This is a genomic window from Actinoplanes couchii (genome assembly GCF_016862075.1).
Lineage (GTDB): Bacteria > Actinomycetota > Actinomycetes > Mycobacteriales > Micromonosporaceae > Actinoplanes > Actinoplanes couchii.
Genome location: NZ_BOMG01000102.1, coordinates 34,692 through 52,722 on the forward strand (window position 1 = coordinate 34,692; position 18,031 = coordinate 52,722).

The window sequence follows — 18,031 nt, forward strand, 5'->3', positions numbered from 1 at the left end:
GCCTCAGCCCGCGCCGAAGAAGCGGCGGATGCTGCCGGCCACGATGTCGATCTGGTCGTCGGCCAGTTCCGGGTGCAGTGGCAGGGACAGCACCCGGTCGCACAGGCGTTCGGTGTGCGGCAGTTTCCAGTGCTCCAGCCCGAGGCCCTTCTGCCGGTGCAGCGGGACCGGCCAGGAGATCAGCGTCTCGATGCCGTCGGCGCGCAGGTGCTCGACGAGCCGGTCCCGGGCGTCGGTGGTGACCGGATAGTTCTGGAACACGTCGTAGCGGCGGCCGTCGGCGTTTGGCCCGACCGGCAGTTCCAGGTCGGGGACGTCACCGAGTTGTTCGTCGTAGCGGCGGGCCAGTTCCCGGCGGCGTTCGATCCATTGCGGCAGCCGGGCCAGCCGCCAGTCCAGGACCGCGGCCTGCAGGTTGTCCAGCCGGCAGTTGTAGCCCCAGCCGTCGATCTCGGCCTTGGCGACCCGGCCGTGGTCGCGCAGGTGCAGCAGCCGGTCGGCGAGCGGCTCGTCGTCGGTGAGGACCGCGCCGCCGTCGCCGAACGCGCCGAGCAGTTTCGCCGGATAGAACGAGTAGGTGCTGGCCAGCCCGAACGTCCCGGCGGTCTGCCCGTCCAGGGTGGCGCCCAGAGCCTGCGCGGCGTCCTCGATCACGGTGGCCCCGGCCTCCCCGGCCAGGTGCATGACCGTGGGCATGTCCACGGTCCGCCCGTTCAGGTGCACCGGGATGATCACCCGGGTCCGGCTGGTGATCTTCGCTGCCAGGTCGTCGATGTCCATCAGGTGGTCCGGGCCGATGTCGGCGAAGACCGGTTTGGCCCCGCGCAGCACGAACGGGGAGATGGTGGCGACGAAGGTGTGCGCCACGGTCAGCACCTCGTCGCCGGGGCCGACGTCCAGGGCGTGCGCGAGCAGCCGCAGCCCGTCGGTGCAGTTGCTCACCCCGACCGCCCGGCGCGAGGTGTTGAACGCCGCCAGGTTGTTCTCGAACTCCAGCAGCTGGTGGCGCAGCATGAGGTCGCCGGCGGCGAGGGTGTCCTCGATGAGCGGCAGCAGTTCCGCGCGCTGCCGTCGCCACTGTTCGGGGTAGTCAACGAATCTGACTCGCCAGTCCACGGTGGGCCTCCAGATGGTTACGGACCCGCCGCCGGATCGACTCCGGGTCCAGTTCGTACGCGCCGCGCAGGTACTCCTGGTCGCCGACGACCGACATCGACTGGTTCGGCAGCGCGATCCGGACCAGTGGGGTTCCGGCCGCCGCCTCGGCCAGCACCTCGGCGACCGCGCTGCCCAGCCCGCCGACGATCGAGTGCTCCTCGACCGTGGCGATCAGGGCGTAGGCGCCGGCCGCCTCGCGGATCGGAAGGGTGTCCAGCGGGTCCAGCCACGGGAAACTGCGCACGTCGGCCCGGATCCCGTCGAGTTCCAGCAGCTCGGCGGCCCGGCAGACGTTGTCCAGGATGGCGCCGGTGGAACACAGCAGCACCTCGCCGCCGTGCGACAGCGGGATCGACGTGCCGCGCGGGGCGTCGACCGGGTGGGTGTGCACCGTACGCTCGCCGGTCTTGCCCAGCCGCAGGTAGGCGGGGCCGCCACCGGCGAGCAGATCGGTGAGCACCGCCCCCACCTCGGCCGGGTCGCCGGGCGCGGCGACCGCCATGCCGGGCAGCGCCCGCATGATCGCCAGGTCCTCGGTGGCGTGGTGGGACATGCCGAGCGCGCCGTACGCCATCCCGCCGCCGACCGCGACCACGGTGACGTCGGCGTGGTGGTAGCAGATGTCGTTGCGGATCTGTTCCAGGCAGCGCAGGGTCGGGAAGTTCGCGATCGAGTAGGTGAACACCCGCCCGCCGGCCAGGGCGATCCCGGCGGCCAGCCCGGCCATGTTCTGCTCGGCGACCCCGGCGTTGAGGAACTGCGCGGGCCGGACCGCGGCGAACTCGTCGACCGCCCCGAACCCGAGGTCCGCGGTGATCAGCACCAGATCCGGGTCGACCAGGGCGGCCGCCAGCAGTCCGGCGAAGAACCGGTCCCTCATCCGGTGCCCACCTCGGCCAGCGCCCGTTCCAGTTCCTCGGGTGACGGCGGCCGGTAGTGCCAGAGCACCTGGTTCTCCATGAACGAGACACCCTTGCCCTTGACCGTACGGGCCAGCACGCACCGTGGCCGGGCCCGTCCCGGTTCCCGCGGCACCCGCATGGTGGCGGCCAGGGCCTCGTGGTCGTGGCCGTCGACCTCGGCGACCTCCCAGCCGAACGACTCCCACTTGGCCGCGAACGGTTCCAGCCGCAACGTGTCCTCGGTGGTGCCCATCGACTGCAGCCCGTTGCAGTCCACCACCGCGACCAGCAGGCCCAGCTCGTGGTGCCCGGCGAACATGGCCGCCTCCCACACGCTGCCCTCGTCGCATTCGCCGTCGCCGAGCAGCACGTAGGTGCGCCACTCCCGGCCCATCTGCCGGGCCCGCCAGGCCAGTCCCGCGCCGACCGGCAGGCCGTGCCCGAGCGAGCCGGTGGACAGGTCGACGCCGGGGATGCCGACGTGGCTGACGTGCCCGGACAGGTAGGAGCCGTTCTGGTAGTGCCGGTGCAGCACGGCCGGGTCGAAGAAGCCCCGTTCGGCGAGCACCGCGTAGAGGGCGGCGCCGGCGTGGCCCTTGCTCATCACGAACCGGTCCCGGTCGGCCCAGTGCGGCTGTTCCGGGTCGACGCGCAGCACCTCGGCGTAGAGCACGGCCAGGATGTCCGCGCAGGACAGCGCGGAGCCGACGTGCGAGCTGCGCCCGACGCTGGTCATGGTCAGGACGTGCCGTCGCACCGCGTCCGCGAGTCGCCGGCTCATAGGACGGCGTACCCGATGTAGGGGTCGAAGTCGAACCGGCGCAGTTCCAGGGTGTTGATCCCCACCTCGTCCAGGACCGCCGTCGTCTCGCCCGGCCAGAGCGGGTTGTCCAGCTCGTCGAAGGCCAGGACCGCGCCCTTGGGCATCCGGGGCAGCAGGTGCCGCAGCGCCGCCTTGGTCGGTTCGTACAGGTCCAGGTCGAGGAAGAGCAGGCTGACCACCAGGTGCGGGTTCTCGGCCACGAACGACGGGATGGTCTCGGTGACGTCGCCCGGGATCAGCCGGGCCTTCGGCAGGTGCCCGAGGAAACGGTCGGTGTCGTAGATCTCCAGCAGTTTCGACAGCTCGTCGTAGCTGTTCGAGGCCAGGTCCCCGGCCCGCGCGCCGGTGCTCTCCGGCCGGTCGTTCGCGCCCACCTCGGGGAACCCGCCGAACGAGTCGAAACCGTACAGCCGCCGGGTCAGGTTGGTCGGTTCCAGGGCGGCGCTGAGCTGGGCGAACGTCATGAAGCTGCTGCCCCGGAACACGCCGCACTCGACGATCGAGCCCTTCACCGGCAGCGCCAGTTTGAACAGCTCGTAGAGGGCGGCGAACCGGGTCACCTGGGCCCGCCGGGCGTACCGGGCCATGTTCGCCAGCCGGGTCGGCAGGTCGTCGGCGCTGTGCGTGAAGACCTCGGCGATCGCCGCCGGCACCCGCCGCTCGGTGTCGGTCTGCAACGCTCCCGGGCTGGTCATGCCGCCGCCTCCATCGACATCCGCCCCCACCAGCGTTTCTCGGCCGGGCGGGGGCTGGTGTACTCGTCGAAACCGGGGGTGGCGTCCGGGTCGCGGCGCGGCACCATGTTCAGCACGCAGCCCAGCAGGGACGCGTTGACCGCGTGCAGCGCCCGCACCGCCGCGGTGACCTGGGTGCCGGTGGTCCGCCGGGACCGCACCACCAGCAGGGTGCCGTCGGCCCGTGCCGCCACCACCTCACCGTCGGTGACCGGCAGCAGCGGCGGGCAGTCGAAGATCACCACGTCGAACCGGCGGCGCACCTCGTCGACCAGGTCGGTCATCCGGGGCGAGCTGAGCAGTTCGCTGGGATTGTGCGGCGGCGGTCCACCGGCCAGGAGCCACAGACCCACACCCCACGGTTGTACGGCCTGATCGAGGTCGGCCGTCCCGTTCAGCACACTGCTCAGCCCGGTCTGCCCGTCCAGCCCGAGGAACCGGCCCAGTCGCGGGCGGCGCAGTTCGGCGTCCACCACCAGCACCCGCTGGCCGGTCTCGGCGAACAGCAGGGCCAGGCTGCACACGATCGCCGACCGGCCCTCGCGGGGGACCGCGCTGGTCACCGCCAGGGTCTTCAGCGAACTCCCGGCGGCCGCCGACTGCAGCAGCGTGCGGACCTGACGCAGCGCCTCGGTCCGCGCCGACGTGCCGGGTGACACGAACGGCCCGGACACCGCGGGCGCCCCGTCGTCCTGCGGCACCCGGGCCAGCACCGGGGTGGCGGCCAGTTCCCGCAGCGAGTCCGCGGACCGGACGGTGTTGTCGGAGACCTCCCGGACCACCGCCGCGCCGGCGCCGACGATCAGCCCGGCCATCAGGGCGAGCGCGTAGTTGTCGATCGGGCGCGGCGCCACCGGGTCGGGCATCATCCGGGGCCCGTCGACCACCTCGACCCGGATCACCGGATCACCGCCGGGTTGGGTCTCCAGGTTCTCCACCGTGGTCTTGAACAGCACCGACAGCTTGCGGGACAGCAGCATGGCCCGGTCCGGCGAGGTGTCCTGCACGGTGACCTCCATCAGGACGGTGTCGGCGACGGTCTCGGCGGTGATCTGATCGCCGATCTCCTCGGGTGTCAGGCTCACGCCTTCGACGGTGGACAGGGGGAGTTCGATCTCCTCGCTGGTGAGCAGTTCGGCGTAGGTGGCGAGCCGGCCGGAGGAGAACATGCTGGCCGGGTAGAGCTCGGCGGCCTCGGCCATCGGCGCGGTGAAGAAGAACGTGACCCGGGCCGCGTAGACCGGAGTGGTCCGGACGTTCACCACCAGAGCCACGCCGAGCGCGACGACGACCGAACCCACCAGCAGCCACCAATGTCTCTTGGCCACACGGAGGTAGTCGCGCAGGCCCATGCAGAGACCTTAGGGCGATAGCCGACAAGCCTCGCGGATATCGAAAAATCACTCTTTGGGGTATTACCCGCTGATAGCCTGCCGACGTGCGAGTCCCCTTGGTGCCGATCGGCGCGGCGATCGCGCTGGTCCTCGGTGTCCGGTCGGCACGCTCGCGGCGGCGCCGGCGCCACCGGCGCTCGGACGACCGGGTGATCCTGTTCGGCGCCGGCCGGGCCGGTTCCCTGCTGCTGCGGTCGATGCTCGCCGACCCGGACGAGCGGTGCCTGCCGGTGGGGCTGCTCGACGACGACCCCGGCAAACACCGGCAGCGGGTGCACGGGGTACCGGTCCTGGGCGGGCGCGCCGACATCGGGACCGTGCTGCGGCGTACCGGCGCGGGAACCCTGGTCTTCTCGGTCGCCAACGCGGGCGCCGACCTGGTCCGCGACGTCCGGGAACGCACCGTCGCGGCGGGCGCGGCCTTCAAGGTGGTGCCGTCGGTGACCGAGTTGGTGGACCATCCGGTCGCCGTCGACGACATCCGCGACGTGCAGGTCGCCGACCTGCTGGGCCGGCACCAGATCGACACCTGCCTGGACGCCGTCGGCGGGTTCCTGACCGGGCGGCGGGTGCTGGTCACCGGGGCCGGCGGCTCGATCGGCTCGGAACTGTGCCGGCAGATCCACCGGTTCCACCCGGGCGAGCTGATCATGCTGGATCGCGATGAATCGGCGTTGCAGGCCACCCAGCTCTCCATCGACGCCCGGGCCGGCATCGACGATCCGTCGATCGTGCTGGCCGACCTGCGCGACGCCGCCCACCTGCGGCAGATCTTCCGCACCCACCGGCCCGAGGTGGTCTTCCACGCCGCCGCCCTCAAACACCTGGCGCTGCTGCAGCGGTTCCCCGGCGAGGCGTTCAAGACCAACGTGCTCGGCACCCTGAACGTGCTGGCCGCCGCCGAAGGGGTGGAACGGTTCGTCAACATCTCCACCGACAAGGCCGCCGACCCGACCAGTGTCCTGGGCTGCTCGAAACGGGTCACCGAACGGCTCACCGCCTGGACCGCGGCCCGGATGCCCGGCACGTTCCTCAGCGTCCGGTTCGGCAACGTGCTCGGCAGCCGCGGCTCGGTCTTCACCACGTTCACCGCCCAGATCGCCGACGGCGGCCCGGTCACCGTCACCCACCCCGACGTGACCAGGTATTTCATGACCGTCCAGGAGGCGGTGCACCTGGTCGTGCAGGCCGCAGCGATCGGCCGCGACGGCGAGGCGCTGGTGCTGGACATGGGCGAGCCGGTCCGGATCGCCGAGGTGGCCCGGCAGATGGTCGCGCTGCGGCCGCACCCGGTGGACATCCGCTTCACCGGGCTGCGGCCGGGGGAGAAGCTGACCGAGACCCTGTTCGGCGCCCGCGAGGTGGACGAACGCCCGTTCCATCCGCTGATCTCGCACGTCGAGGTGCCGCCGCTGAGCGCCGCCGACGTCACCCGCCTCGACCCGGACGGCTCCCCGGAGGACACCGTCGAGGGTCTAGCCGAGCTCTGCCGGTGCTAGCGCGGGCAGCTCCAGCACCCGGGCCACCGGCGCCCGGTCCGACAGCACCACCCGGGGCGCCCCGGCGGACAGTTCCAGCGCCGACCGCAGCCGTTCCTCCTCGCGCTCCCGGTCGCGGTACCAGGCGATCGACCAGATCCGGTGCAGCTTCCAGCCCAGGTTCGCCAGCACCTGACCACTGAGCCGGTCACGGTCGCGGGCGGCCGAACAACCGGCGTACGACGGCCCGTCACACCTGATGCCCAGCGCGAAACCGGCGTCCGCCCGCCCCGGCACCCGGACCCCGATGTCGATCCGGCCGCCCGACGACCCCAGCGCCGGGTACGCCGGATACCCCCAGGACCGCACCGCCGCCAGCACCGACTCGGTGAACGCGCCACCGGTCGCGACCGGGGCCTCGGCGGCCACCGCGCCGTGCTCGGCGTACTCCAGGTAGCGGGCCAGCAGGCGAACCCCCTCGTTGTCGGTGATCGGCACGTCCCGGGCGCTGATCGAGGTCACGATCTCCACCCGGTACCGGGCCCGGGTGATCGCCACGTTCAGCCGCCGGCCGCCGTTCGGCCGGTTCAGCGCCCCGAAGTTGGCGCTGATCTTCCCGGCCTCGTCGTAGCCGTACCCGATCGAGAAGATCATCACGTCGCGTTCGTCGCCCTGCACCGACTCCAGGCTCTTGACGAAGAACCCGTGCAACCGGTCGTCGTCGAAGACCCGCCCCCGGGCCAGCACCTCCAGGGCCCGCTCGATCGCCTCCGCCTGCGCCACCGAGAACGTCACCACCCCCAGCGACAGCCCTGGCCGGGTGGCGAAGTGGTGCAGGATCCGCTCGGCGACCCGCTCCGCCTCGACCGGGTTGTCCCGCCCTCCGCTGCGCCGGTAGACACCCCCGGCCGGGAGCAGCGCCACCCCGGTGTCCGGCCCGGCCTCGGTCGCGCTCGGGAAGACACTGAGCCGGCCGGAGTAGAACTCGTGGTTGGAGAACGCGATCAGCGCCTCGTGCCGGCTGCGGTAGTGCCAGTTCAGGCCCAGGCTCGGGAACGCGCCACAGCCCTTGGCCAGCTCCAGCACCGACTCGAAGTCCAGCACCGGCAGCTCGGCGCCGGGCTCCTCGGGGGCCACCGCGGCCCGGTCGAAGAACGACGTCGGCGGCAGCTGCCGGTCATCGCCGGCGGTGATCAGTGCCGTTCCCCGATAGACGCAGTTGATCGCGTCGGCCGGGGTCACCTGGGACGCCTCGTCGAAGATCACCACGTCGAAGCGGATGTCCGGCGGCAACGACTGGCTGACCGTCAGCGGCGACATCAGGAAACACGGCCGCAGCCCCAGCACCAGGTCCCGGGCCTGCCCGATCAGCTCCCGGACCGGCAGATGCCGGCTGGCCTTCACCGCCTCCCGCCGGATCAGCTCGGCGCCGGGCGAGCCGGCCTCCGGGCGCCGGGACACCACGGCCCGCTCGATGTCGGCGGCGGCCGCCGCGCCCAGCCGCTGGTCCACGATCTCGAAGTCGGCCACCAGCCGGTCCCGGTCCGGGGCCCGCCACGGGCGCAGCCGCTGATCGGACTGGATGATCGCGTCCGCCCAGGACCGGAAGAACGCCCGCTCCACCGCCGGGCGCACCTGCTCGGCCGGGACGTCCCGGTCGGCGCAGAACTCGATCACCCCGTCCAGGCCGTATCCGCTGAGCACCGCCCGGGCGTCGGCGGCGGCGAACCACTCCTCCTGACCACCGGCGTCGGCCCGGATCGCCTCCAGGAACTCCCGGGCCCCCTCGTGCCCGGACAGCTGCTCGGCCAGCTCCGGCCGCCGGTCCTCGGCGAACGCCTCCAGCACCGCCTCCCGGGCCATCGCCCACTGCTCGGCCAGCCGGCCCAGCCCGGCGACCGGCCGCAGCCGCCGCAACTCCTCGGCGTGCGCGGCGGACAGCGGGCGCTCCTCGCCGGCCAGCAGGGTCCGGGCGGCGGCCGTCCACTCCAGGGCCGCGGCGAGAGCCTTCTCGTCGGTGTCGGCGCCGCGGAACGCCGCACCGAACACGGTGGTGTAGTCGGCGGCCCGCTCGTCCATCGCCGCCTCGGCCCGCACCGTCTCCTGCCGCAGCCGGCCCAGGTGCGAGACCTCGGCGAAGTCCAGGGTGCGGCCGGTCGCCGCGTCGTAGGCGTGCACCACCGCGGCCACCGCGGCCAGGGCGGCGGCGTGCGCGCGCAACCAGCCGACAGCCGCCTCGATGCCGCCGGTGACCAGTTCCGGGCGGTCGGCGGCGTACGGGCCGGGCCGCCCGGCGAGGACCGCGTCGCGGGCGGTGGTGGCCAGCCGGATCAGGTCCGGGTCCGGGCGGGGCGAGCACAGGTACGCGGCCACCGCACCGACCGACTCGGCCGGCGCCATCCGCAGTCCCGCGTCGACCACCTGCAGCGCCTCGGCGATCGCCGTGAAATCGGTGCCCGGGCCCTGCCAGTACCGGCCGAGCACGGTCCCGTAGGCCTGCTCGGCCGCGGCCAGGTCCAGCCGGGCCCGCTGCCACGCCACCGCCGTCTCCAGCCGCGGCAGGGCGTCCCGGATCGACGCGGTGGGCAGCACGAACGCGGCCACCACCCGCTTGTCCCGGCGATAGCCGCCGAGCATCCGCCGCCAGCCCCGGTGCACCCGGGCGAACCGGTCGGCCATCTCGTCGACCGGCTGGGTGAGGATCGCCTCGGCGAAGAACGGGCGGGCCCGTACCTCGGCGGCCATCAGGTTCTCCAGGGCCCGGCGCAGCACCTGCGCGCCGGTCGCCACGGTCGCGGCGGTACCCGGCCCGAACCAGAACGCCTCCGGCCGGTTGCGCCGCCCGCCCAGTTCGGCCAGCGCCGCGATCCGGCTGATGTCGGCGACCGCGACCGCGTTCGGCAGCCCGAGTTTCGCGGTGACCTGGTCGACCGCGCCGCGATGCCGTTCCAGGGTGTCGGCGGCCTCGGTACAGGCGCGGGCCTGCCGGTCGGCCTCGGCCGCGGTCAGCGGGTTCAGGTCCACCGGTTCCGGAGTGAGCCCGGCCAGGTGCGGCACCGGCGGCAGATCGCCGGGGATCGGCAGCGCCGACCAGAGTGTCCCGGCACGCTGCCCGGCGGCCTCCCGGGCGGCCCGGACCGCGGTCAGGTCCCGGCCCAGGGTCTGCGCGGCCTGGTGCACCGGCGCCAGATCGCCGGCGGTCAGCCACTCGTCGCGGGCCGCCTCCGGGCGTTTCCCGGCGTGCGCGGCCAGCCCGGCGAGCACCCCGGCGTCCCCGGGACCGGCCAGCCCGAACGGCGCCTGCCCGGCCGGCACCGACCGGGCCAGCCCGGCGAGGGCGCGTTCGGCCCGGGACAGCACCGGATCGAGCGGTTCGCGGCGCAGCACGTCCCGCCACGGCAGCGCGTCCCGGCCGGTGACGGTGCGCCAGACCGCGGACAACCGGTCGGCGGCCTCCCGGATCCGGCGCAGCGACTCCGGGGTCACCGACGCCGGCGGGATCACCGGGACCGGCGCGGCCGGGGCCTCGGCCAGCCGCGAGCAGATCCCCAGCACGTCGTGCAGGCTGCGGCCGAGCGGTTTACGGACCTCGTTCATCGCGTACGCGTATCCGCTGAGCCGTTCGCGCAGCTCCCGGGGCGCCCGCCGGTCCAGGGTGTCCGCCGTCCGCGGGGGACGCCCCTCGTCCAGGGCGGCGGCCAGCGCGGTCGCCACCTCCTTGCGGCCCGCCTTGTGCCCGTGCAGCTCCAGGACGTGCCGGTGCAGCCCGGCCTCGGTCAGCCGGTGGTGCACCACGTCCAGGGCGGCGGCCTTCTCGGAGACGAACAGCACCCGTTTCCCGGCGTGCAGCAGGCAGCCGATCATGTTGGCGATGGTCTGCGACTTGCCGGTGCCGGGCGGCCCGTCCATCACGAAACTCCGGCCGGCCACCGCGGCGGCGACACACGCCCGCTGCGAGGCGTCGGCGTCCAGCACCAGCGGGATGTGCTCGGGCGGCGCCAGCCGGTCCAGATCACCGGCCTGGATCGCCGCGAACCGGAACTCCTCGGACCGTTCCTGATCACCGGCGAGCGCCCGCACCACCGGATGCGCCACGATCCGGTCCTCGTTGACCAGCAGATCCCGGTAGATCGCCTCCTTGTGGAAGGTCAGCCCACACAGCAGCACCGCACGCTCGACGTTCCATCCCCGCCGCCGCGACACCCGGCTCTGCAGCGACGACCACACCTCGCCCAGATCAAGATCACTTTCCGCCGGTACGCCGGGAACCTCCACGCCCAGCCCGCGCAACCGGATCGCCAGGGCCGGGTTGAACACCACGTCGTCGTCACGCAGCCGCAGCCGGGGCGGGTCTCCCGGGCCGGGCGTGACCAGCTCCACCGGCTGCAGCAGCACCGGACTCGCGAACCGGTCGCCGGCTTCGTCCCGCCAGTGCAGCAACCCCAGCGCCAGGTGCAGCATCGACACGCCCCGGTCCAGGTACTCCTGCCGGGCCCGGCGCGCCATCCGCCGTAGCGTGGCGTCCAGTTGGGCCTCCGGCATCTCCGACCGCAGCACCGGATCGTCACCGGCCAGCCGGTCCGGATCCGCGCCGGTGCCGGCCACCGCGCAGTCGTCGTGCCGGCGCAGCGCGGCGAGCACCGCCTCCGGCTCCGGGCCGACGACCTCCACCAGATCCGGGTGGTCCGGCGGGAAGCTGATCAGCCGGTTGGTGTCACCCAGATCGACGAGGCTGTCACGCCAGGCGTGCAGCGCCGCACGGACGTCGGCACGATCTCTCATGCCACGATTGCAACAAGAGGACCCGCCTCTTCGCTGGCGAATCAGAATCCCCGCCGGTCCGCCTTTGCTTTTCCCGGCTCGTCCCTGCTCAACGACCCCGCCGGCCGCTCCTTGTTCTCCGCGGCTCATCTCCGCTCAGCGACCTCGCTGGTCCTCTGGCCGGGCGGCCCTTCCTTCGGCGGCTCAGCGGCCTCGCCGGTCCGCTTCCTGCTTTTGCCGGCTCAGCGGCCCAGCGGGTCTGTTTTTCCTTGGCGGCTCAGCGGCTTCTTCTTGTTTTCGCGGCTCAGAGGCCTCGTAGGGTCGCCCACACCACTTTGCCGTCCGGGGCGGGCAGCACGCCCCAGCGCGCGGCCATCGCGTCGACCAGCAGCAGACCGCGCGGCGCGTCCGGATCCTCGGACGGCTCGGGCAGCACCGGCTCGGCGGCCGAGCCGTCCCGGACCCCGATGATCAGGTAGCGGCGGCCGCGGGTCAGCCGCAGGTCGATCATCGTGTTCGCGTGCACCACGGCGTTGGTGACCAACTCGTCGGCGACCACCCCGGCCGGCCCGATCAGGGTCGGCGCCGACCAGCGGACACACGCCTCGGTGGCCAGCTCACGGGCCCGGTGCGCGGAGCCGCGGACCGGCAGCAGGGTCTCGCCGATCGACGGCATCCGCGGGCGGGGCTCGGCGGTCAGTGCGGCCTCGACCGAGGGGAACACCGGGTACCGGCCGGGACCGGTACTGATCAGCCGGGCCACCTCCGGGTCCGGCGCGACGACCAGCACCGGGACGCCCGGCCACAGCGACGCCTGCCGGGCCACCGACGGGAAGACCGAGGCCGCCGCCGGGTCGATGACGGTCACGCCGGTCAGATCGGCGACGATCGCGTCCGGATGGTCGGCCAGGCACTTCAGCAGCGCCGCCCGCACCCGGGGGACCGACAGCAGCGTCAGCTCGCCCCGGATCCGCACGATCAGGCGCGTGCCGACCGGCTCGATCTCACACCGCATCGCGGACACCAGTCGATTGTCACCTCATCGCGTCTTCTCCGCACCGGACGGCCGTCAGGTCCGGCCCCACCGTGACGGACAGGGCCCGGACCACCCCGGCGGCCCGGATCACGTCCAGGGCCAGATCGCTCGCGCCGACGACGCGGAACCCGCAGCCGTGCCGGTTCGCCTCCCGCCGCCCGGTCAGCAGGCTCCGCACCCCGGCCGCCCCGAGATGCGTGACCCCGGAGAGGTCGACCACCAGCATCCGTACCGCGGTCTGGTCCAGGGCATTGAGCAGGATGTGGGTGAGCGCTTCGCTGACGTCGTGGTCGATGTCGCCACTGACGGCGATCCGGACGGCTCCGCCGCCGTCGTGATGCTTGCGCACCGTGAACGGGCCGGTCATCGGTGTTCCTCTCGTCGATCCCGCCGGTGGCGGGCGCGCCTCGATTGTGGTCCACCGGCGCTCCCCCGTGGGCCGGATTCACCCGTGGGATCGAAACGTTCCCCCGGAGATCGTCCTCAACCCCGCACCGCGAACATCGCCCGGTCCAGCAGCTCGTCCCGGTCGCCGGCGCCACCACCGGCCACCCACGAGCGCATGGCCGCGTTGAAGCAGGCCAGCGCGGCGGTCACCAGCGCCCGCGGCGCCGGATCGAGCCCGCTCTCCGCGCTCTCACCCGGGTGGCCGGGACCGCTCCCGCCCACGCGGGCAGCGCGGTTCTCGCCCATGCGGGCGGCGCTGTTCTGGCCCACGCGGGCGGCATTGCTCTCGCCCACGCGGGCAGCACTGCTCTCGTGGAGGCGGGCGGCCATCAGCGGGACCAGCAGCTCCACCCAGCCGTCCTGTTTGTCCCGGTGCCGGGGGCCCATCGTCGGGTTGGCGTCCAGCATCCGGTAGAACGCCAGCGACTTCTCCGGCTCATCGGCGTTGATCGCGGTGATCACGTCGAAGGTGCGCCGCAGCGACAGCCACGGGTCCTCACCGGCGGGCCGGGCGGTGAACGCGGCGGCGAGCCCCGGCCCGAGCTCGGCCAGCCAGGTGAGGACCACGTCCTCCTTGGTGCCGAAGTAGCGGAAGAACGTGGTCCGCGACAGCCCCGCCTCGGCGGCGATCTGCTCGACGGTGGTGTTGTCGCAGCCCTGCTCGGCGAAGAGGCGGGTGGCGATCGCGCTGACCTCGGCCCGCATGGCCCGGCGGGTGCGTTCCCGCAGATTCGGTGTGTCCGTCACAACAGAACAGTACCCGGTTTCTATGTGGGACTCAGTACCACTTCGGGCTACGGTTCCGGTATGCCTTCCGATCTTCTCGCACCCCTGCAGCTCGGCGCCGTCCGCCTCGCCAACCGCCTGGTGATGGCCCCGCTCACCCGCCTCCGCGCCGGTGACCAGGGCATTCCTGGTGACCTGCAGGTGGAGTACTACCGGCAGCGTGCCTCCCTCGGCCTGATCGTCACCGAGGGCACCTATCCGATCCGTGAGGGCCGCACCTGGATCGGCCAGCCCGGCATCGAGACTCCCGAGCAGATCGCCGGCTGGCGCCGGGTCGCCGACGAGGTGCACGCCGCCGGCGGCAAGATCGTCATGCAGGTGATGCACGGCGGCCGCATCTCGCACCCGGCGATCAGCGAGTCCGGCCGGATCGTCGCGCCGTCCGCGATCGCCGCCCCCGGCGAGACCCGCACCCACCAGGGCAAGGCCGCCTACCCGGTGCCGCAGGAGCTGCCCGTCGGCGAGATCGCCGGCATCGTCGGCGCCTTCGTCACCGCCGCCCGCAACGCGATGGCGGCCGGCATGGACGGTGTGGAGATCCACGGCGCCAACGGTTACCTGCTGCACCAGTTCCTGTCCCCGGCGGCCAACACCCGCACCGACGGTTTCGGCGGCAGCCCGGAGAGCCGGGCCCGCCTGGCGATCGAGGTCGTCACCGCGGTCGCCGCGGCCATCGGCGCCGGCCGCACCGGTCTGCGGATCTCGCCGGAGCACAACATCCAGGGCGCTCTGGAGACCGACCCGGCCGACGTCGCCGCCACCTACACCGTGCTCGCCGAGGCCCTCGCCCCGCTCGGCCTGGCGTTCCTCGACATCCTGCACGCCGACCCGGCCGGCGAGCTGGTGCAGAAACTGCGGCACGCGGCCGCCGCCCCGGTCATCCTGAACACCGGCTTCGCCGTGCCGACCACCCGCGAGGAGGCCACCCGGATCCTCGCCGACGGCCTCGGCGACGCGGTGGCCGTCGGCCGCCCCGCGCTGGCCAACCCGGACCTGCTCACCCGCTGGACGACCGGCGCCGAGGAGAACACCGCCGATCCGTCCACCTTCTACACCCCGGACGGACGCGGCTACACCGATTACCCGAGCCTCGCCGGCTGATTCCGGGCGAGTGGGATCTGTCGTGGCAGGGCTGGTGGGGCGGCGGACCCCCGTACCGGAAACCGGTCTTCGTCCTGACCCACCACCCGCGCGAGGATCTGCCGATGGCGGGCGGCACGACCTTCCACTTCGTCACCGGTGGACCGCACGACGCCCCGGAGCGGGCGCGCGCGGCCACCGGCGGCGCAATCTACCGGGCCGTCCGCTGGAACATCGGCTTCCAGGCGGTCCCGCCGTCCGCGCCGGCCAGGGCCTCGGCGACCGCCGCGCTCAGATCCGGCCGGTCCACGGTGGCGAGCTGGTTGGCCAGTTCCCGCCACGAGTCGGATTGTGACCAGCCCCGCAGCCGGGTCTGCCGGACCAGTTCGGTGTCCAGGTCGTGCGGTAGGGTCGCGCACTCGCCGAGCCCGCCACCGATCTCCAGCGCGATCATGGTGGACACGCACTGGTCGCAGGCGCCGCAGTTGAGCCCCGGCTGGGTGCGGCCGCAGACGGTGAGGGTGCGCAGGGCCAGCGCCGAGTGCACCAGGTACTGGGAGATCTTCTCGACCCGGGCCGCCTCCACCCCGTCGTGCACCAGCGCCAGCCCTTCGGTGGACCAGAGCGGGTCCAGCAGCGGGTGCGAGCCCCACGGTGGCAGGTGCCCGTAGTCCTCGCCGGCCGCCAGCAGGCAGGTGCCGAGCACCCCCTCCAGGGCCAGTGCGACCGCGGCGAGGGCGGCGCCGTGGTACTCGTTCCAGCCCACCACCTCCTCGGTCAGCGCCCGCAGGTTGGTCTCGACGATCAGCAACTGCTTGCCGGTCTCCTGCGCCACCTCGGTGAGACGTGTCACCAGCCGCTCGTGGTCCGGGCCGTCGTCCTCGTGCACGTTGGCGAACACCAGGTGGGTGATCTCCCGGTGCCCCGGGGCGTCCGCCCGGCGCAGATCCTTGAGCAGGCTGTAGTGCGAGTCGACCCCCGCAGTGAAGAACAGCCCCACCCCGGAGGCGGCGGCGGTCGGCCCGGCCGTCGAAGCGGGCGCGATCTCCACCGGTTTCACGTCCCACCATCGGTGGTACAGGTCCATCGCGTCGCGGGCTCCCCGCAGCAACCGCCCGGAGACCGGCGCGTTGACGATCAACGGTTCGCCGATGGCCATGGCCGGAAGCGTGAAGGCGGGCACAAAAGTGTTCCCGGGATTGGCGGGTGGTGGTGGAGGTGGCCCGCCGGCCGCGTCGCGGATCCGGAATTCCAGCAGCTCACCCTCGCTGCGTGGCCACCGGACCATGCCCAGGACGCGGGTCTCGTAGGCGCCGGTCTCGACTGCTACACGTTCGAGCATCACGCGAGGAGTATCCGGACTATACGGACTTTAGGTGCGATATGTCCTGGAAAGTCCTCCTTAAGTGGGCCGTCGACTGGCGTTCATCGGCTAAAGAGAGCATGTGCACGTGCTGACGTACCTCCGACTCATCGGCCTCGCCGGATCGCTCATGCTCGCCACCGCCGGGTGGTTGGGCGGGGCGGTACCCGACGCCGACCTCACCAGCACCCCGATGAGCATCGCCAGAGGCCCGTACGGCCCCGCGATCCTCGGCCTGTGGGTGATCGGAACCGGACTGCAAGCGTGGGCGTGGTGGTCGGCCAGAGACCGCGTGCCCTCGACGAGATGGGCGGTGATCACCGCCCTGCTGTGGATGGCCCCGTTCCTGTTCACCCCACCGATGGGCAGCCGGGACTTCTATTCGTACGCCTGCCAGGGTGAGATGTTCCTGCACGGCATCGACCCGTACCTGCACGGTGTCGACGCCCTGCCGTGCAGCTGGCTGGAGACGGTGTCGACGATCTGGCGGGACACGCCCACCCCGTACGGCCCGCTCTTCATCCTGATCGCTGCCGCAGCCGTCAAACTCACCGGCGGCCTCACCGGCTCCCTGATCATTTTCCGCCTGGTGACCCTTGCCGGCCTGGCGGCGATCGCCGTCGGCCTGCCCGCACTGGCCCGGGCTTGCGGCATTCCCGCCGAGCGCGCGGTCTGGCTGGCCCTGGCGGGCCCGCTGGTAGGGGCGCACATGCTGGCCGCCCCGCACAACGATGCGGTCATGCTCGGGTTCGCGGTGCTGGCGCTTTTCCTGCTGGTACGGGTGGGCTCACAACCGTGGGTCCTGGTCACTTCCGGGGCACTGTTGGGCCTGGCGGTGGCGGTGAAGGCGACCGCGGGGGTGCTGATCCCGTTCGCGGTCCTGATGACCGGTTTGGCGTTCGTCCGTTCCACGCTCCTGATCGGCACCGGGGCGCTGTTGTCGTTCGGCACGGTGACGCTGGCGAGCGGCCTGGGCCTGGGCTGGATCCCGGCGATGCGGGTGGGCGACAGCCTGATCCAGTTCACGTCCCTGCCCACCGCGGTGGGGATGACCCTGACGTACACGGGCCGCCTGTTCAGCCCGACGTTCGACGCGGTACCGGCGGTCCGCAACGTGGCGCTGGTGCTGCTGATCAGCACCCTGGTGTTCCTGTGGTTCCGCGCGTTCCGAGCAAGCCCCGAGAACCGCCGGAAGGCGGCCCTGCACAACGCGGCCCTGTCCCTGGCGGCGTTCGTGGCTCTGGTCCCGGTCTTCCACGCCTGGTACATCCTGTGGCCGTTGACGTTGCTGGCAGCGACGACGTTGAGAACCAGACTGGCAATGCTGCTGACAATCGCAGCCGCCTACCTGGTACTCCCGGACGGCGGAGGCTTGTCCCGTTTCGTGAAGTTCCCCGGAGCCCCGCTGGTGGTGCTGGCGCTGATAGCCCTACTGATAGTCGAAACCCGCCGCCGCCGCCGAAACCCCGCCGAGCCAACCCCGGTCCCAGGCTGACCCACCCACCCCGAACCTGTCGGCCTGGTGAGGTTCGCCCGAGCCGGCGGTCTGGCGAGCCTGTGGCCCGGCGAGGCTCACCCCAAGCCAGCCGCCCGGCGAGGCTTGCCCGAGCCGACTGCTCGGAGAACGGTGTCCGGATAGTCATCCACCAGCCTTGGTCACCGGTAGCCGCCGGTGACCGTTCGCTGGTCGCCCGGCGCTGCCCGACGCTCGGAAGGCGATCACCGTTATCCGGATGCCTACCATCCACCGACCACGAACCACCAACCGTGGGCCACCGACCACCGACCACCGACCACCGACCACCGACCACCGACCACCGACCACCGACCACCGACCACCGACCACCGCCACCCGGCCACGTTCGCTGGTGCCCGGTAGTGGGTGGCCGCCCACTACCGGGTGCCGTTAATTGGCTATCGGCCGTCGTCTACTGGCTCGTTGCCGCCAGTCGCCAGCCACCCGTCACTATTCGCTGGTCACTGCTCGTCGGCCGCCGGTGTCCGGCCTTCGGCGAACGGAGGTCTGCAGCAGTTGCTGTTCACGGGCCACCCGGGAGTCGTGTTCTTCG

General features: G+C 72.4%; 13 protein-coding genes. 3 read left to right on the forward strand and 10 right to left on the reverse strand.

Annotated elements, in window-relative coordinates; translation table 11 throughout:
- Positions 1-3: 3 nt before the first annotated feature.
- Genes Aco03nite_RS40665 through Aco03nite_RS40685 form a run of 5 tightly spaced genes read right to left on the reverse strand, consistent with a single transcriptional unit; the run spans position 4 to position 4,969 of the window.
- Complete coding sequence (locus tag Aco03nite_RS40665; protein WP_203806220.1) at positions 4-1,116, reverse strand: DegT/DnrJ/EryC1/StrS family aminotransferase; 1,113 nt, start codon at positions 1,114-1,116, stop codon at positions 4-6.
- Positions 1,091-2,038, reverse strand: a complete 948-nt coding sequence (locus Aco03nite_RS40670; protein ID WP_203806223.1) for a transketolase family protein — start codon at positions 2,036-2,038, stop codon at positions 1,091-1,093. Before Aco03nite_RS40670 ends, Aco03nite_RS40665 begins: the two co-directional genes overlap by 26 nt.
- Positions 2,035-2,841 (reverse strand): transketolase, encoded by an 807-nt coding sequence (locus Aco03nite_RS40675; RefSeq protein WP_203806224.1) that lies wholly within the window; start codon positions 2,839-2,841, stop codon positions 2,035-2,037. The genes Aco03nite_RS40670 and Aco03nite_RS40675 overlap by 4 nt, the downstream gene beginning before the upstream one ends.
- A complete protein-coding gene (locus tag Aco03nite_RS40680; protein WP_203806226.1) occupies positions 2,838-3,578 on the reverse strand; it encodes a TylF/MycF/NovP-related O-methyltransferase in 741 nt (246 codons plus the stop codon). Before Aco03nite_RS40680 ends, Aco03nite_RS40675 begins: the two co-directional genes overlap by 4 nt.
- Positions 3,575-4,969 carry a tyrosine-protein kinase domain-containing protein gene (locus Aco03nite_RS40685; RefSeq protein WP_203806228.1) on the reverse strand — a complete coding sequence of 465 codons (1,395 nt, stop codon included), beginning with the start codon at positions 4,967-4,969 and terminating at the stop codon, positions 3,575-3,577. Before Aco03nite_RS40685 ends, Aco03nite_RS40680 begins: the two co-directional genes overlap by 4 nt.
- Positions 4,970-5,055: 86 nt before the next feature.
- On the opposite strand from Aco03nite_RS40685, the gene Aco03nite_RS40690 reads away from it, so the two are divergent.
- On the forward strand, positions 5,056-6,510 hold the full coding sequence (locus Aco03nite_RS40690) for a polysaccharide biosynthesis protein (protein ID WP_203806230.1): 1,455 nt from the start codon (positions 5,056-5,058) through the stop codon (positions 6,508-6,510).
- On the opposite strand, the gene Aco03nite_RS40695 is transcribed toward Aco03nite_RS40690, so the two are convergent.
- The 4 genes from Aco03nite_RS40695 to Aco03nite_RS40710 form a co-directional block, all read right to left on the reverse strand.
- Entirely contained in the window at positions 6,487-11,271 is a 4,785-nt protein-coding gene (locus Aco03nite_RS40695; RefSeq protein WP_203806232.1) for a PDDEXK-like endonuclease domain-containing protein, read from the reverse strand. The two genes, Aco03nite_RS40690 and Aco03nite_RS40695, sit on opposite strands and share 24 nt — an antisense overlap.
- A gap of 283 nt (positions 11,272-11,554) precedes the next feature.
- Positions 11,555-12,265, reverse strand: a complete 711-nt coding sequence (locus Aco03nite_RS40700; RefSeq protein ID WP_239145874.1) for an STAS domain-containing protein — start codon at positions 12,263-12,265, stop codon at positions 11,555-11,557.
- A gap of 19 nt (positions 12,266-12,284) precedes the next feature.
- Positions 12,285-12,653 carry an STAS domain-containing protein gene (locus Aco03nite_RS40705; protein WP_203806235.1) on the reverse strand — a complete coding sequence of 123 codons (369 nt, stop codon included), beginning with the start codon at positions 12,651-12,653 and terminating at the stop codon, positions 12,285-12,287.
- Positions 12,654-12,769: 116 nt separating this feature from the next.
- A complete protein-coding gene (locus tag Aco03nite_RS40710; protein WP_239145852.1) occupies positions 12,770-13,480 on the reverse strand; it encodes a TetR/AcrR family transcriptional regulator in 711 nt (236 codons plus the stop codon).
- A gap of 60 nt (positions 13,481-13,540) precedes the next feature.
- Here Aco03nite_RS40710 and Aco03nite_RS40715 point away from each other — a divergent pair, with 60 nt between their 5' ends.
- Positions 13,541-14,620 carry an alkene reductase gene (locus Aco03nite_RS40715; protein WP_203806237.1) on the forward strand — a complete coding sequence of 360 codons (1,080 nt, stop codon included), beginning with the start codon at positions 13,541-13,543 and terminating at the stop codon, positions 14,618-14,620.
- A gap of 190 nt (positions 14,621-14,810) precedes the next feature.
- On the opposite strand, the gene Aco03nite_RS40720 is transcribed toward Aco03nite_RS40715, so the two are convergent.
- A complete protein-coding gene (locus tag Aco03nite_RS40720) occupies positions 14,811-15,944 on the reverse strand; it encodes a hypothetical protein (RefSeq protein ID WP_203806239.1) in 1,134 nt (377 codons plus the stop codon).
- A 106-nt stretch (positions 15,945-16,050) separates the two neighbouring features.
- Between Aco03nite_RS40720 and mptB the strand changes: the two genes are divergently transcribed.
- Positions 16,051-17,457, forward strand: a complete 1,407-nt coding sequence (mptB, locus tag Aco03nite_RS40725; RefSeq protein WP_239145853.1) for a polyprenol phosphomannose-dependent alpha 1,6 mannosyltransferase MptB — start codon at positions 16,051-16,053, stop codon at positions 17,455-17,457.
- Positions 17,458-18,031: the final 574 nt, after the last annotated feature.

Coding starts and splice junctions, on each gene's coding strand:
- Aco03nite_RS40670 (WP_203806223.1), bottom strand. CDS start 2,038: ATGAGGGACCGGTTCTTCGCCGGACTGCTGGCGGCCGCCCTGGTCGAC.
- Aco03nite_RS40700 (WP_239145874.1), bottom strand. CDS start 12,265: ATGCGGTGTGAGATCGAGCCGGTCGGCACGCGCCTGATCGTGCGGATC.
- Aco03nite_RS40715 (WP_203806237.1), top strand. CDS start 13,541: ATGCCTTCCGATCTTCTCGCACCCCTGCAGCTCGGCGCCGTCCGCCTC.
- Aco03nite_RS40680 (WP_203806226.1), bottom strand. CDS start 3,578: ATGACCAGCCCGGGAGCGTTGCAGACCGACACCGAGCGGCGGGTGCCG.
- Aco03nite_RS40695 (WP_203806232.1), bottom strand. CDS start 11,271: ATGAGAGATCGTGCCGACGTCCGTGCGGCGCTGCACGCCTGGCGTGAC.
- Aco03nite_RS40705 (WP_203806235.1), bottom strand. CDS start 12,653: ATGACCGGCCCGTTCACGGTGCGCAAGCATCACGACGGCGGCGGAGCC.
- Aco03nite_RS40675 (WP_203806224.1), bottom strand. CDS start 2,841: ATGAGCCGGCGACTCGCGGACGCGGTGCGACGGCACGTCCTGACCATG.
- Aco03nite_RS40685 (WP_203806228.1), bottom strand. CDS start 4,969: ATGGGCCTGCGCGACTACCTCCGTGTGGCCAAGAGACATTGGTGGCTG.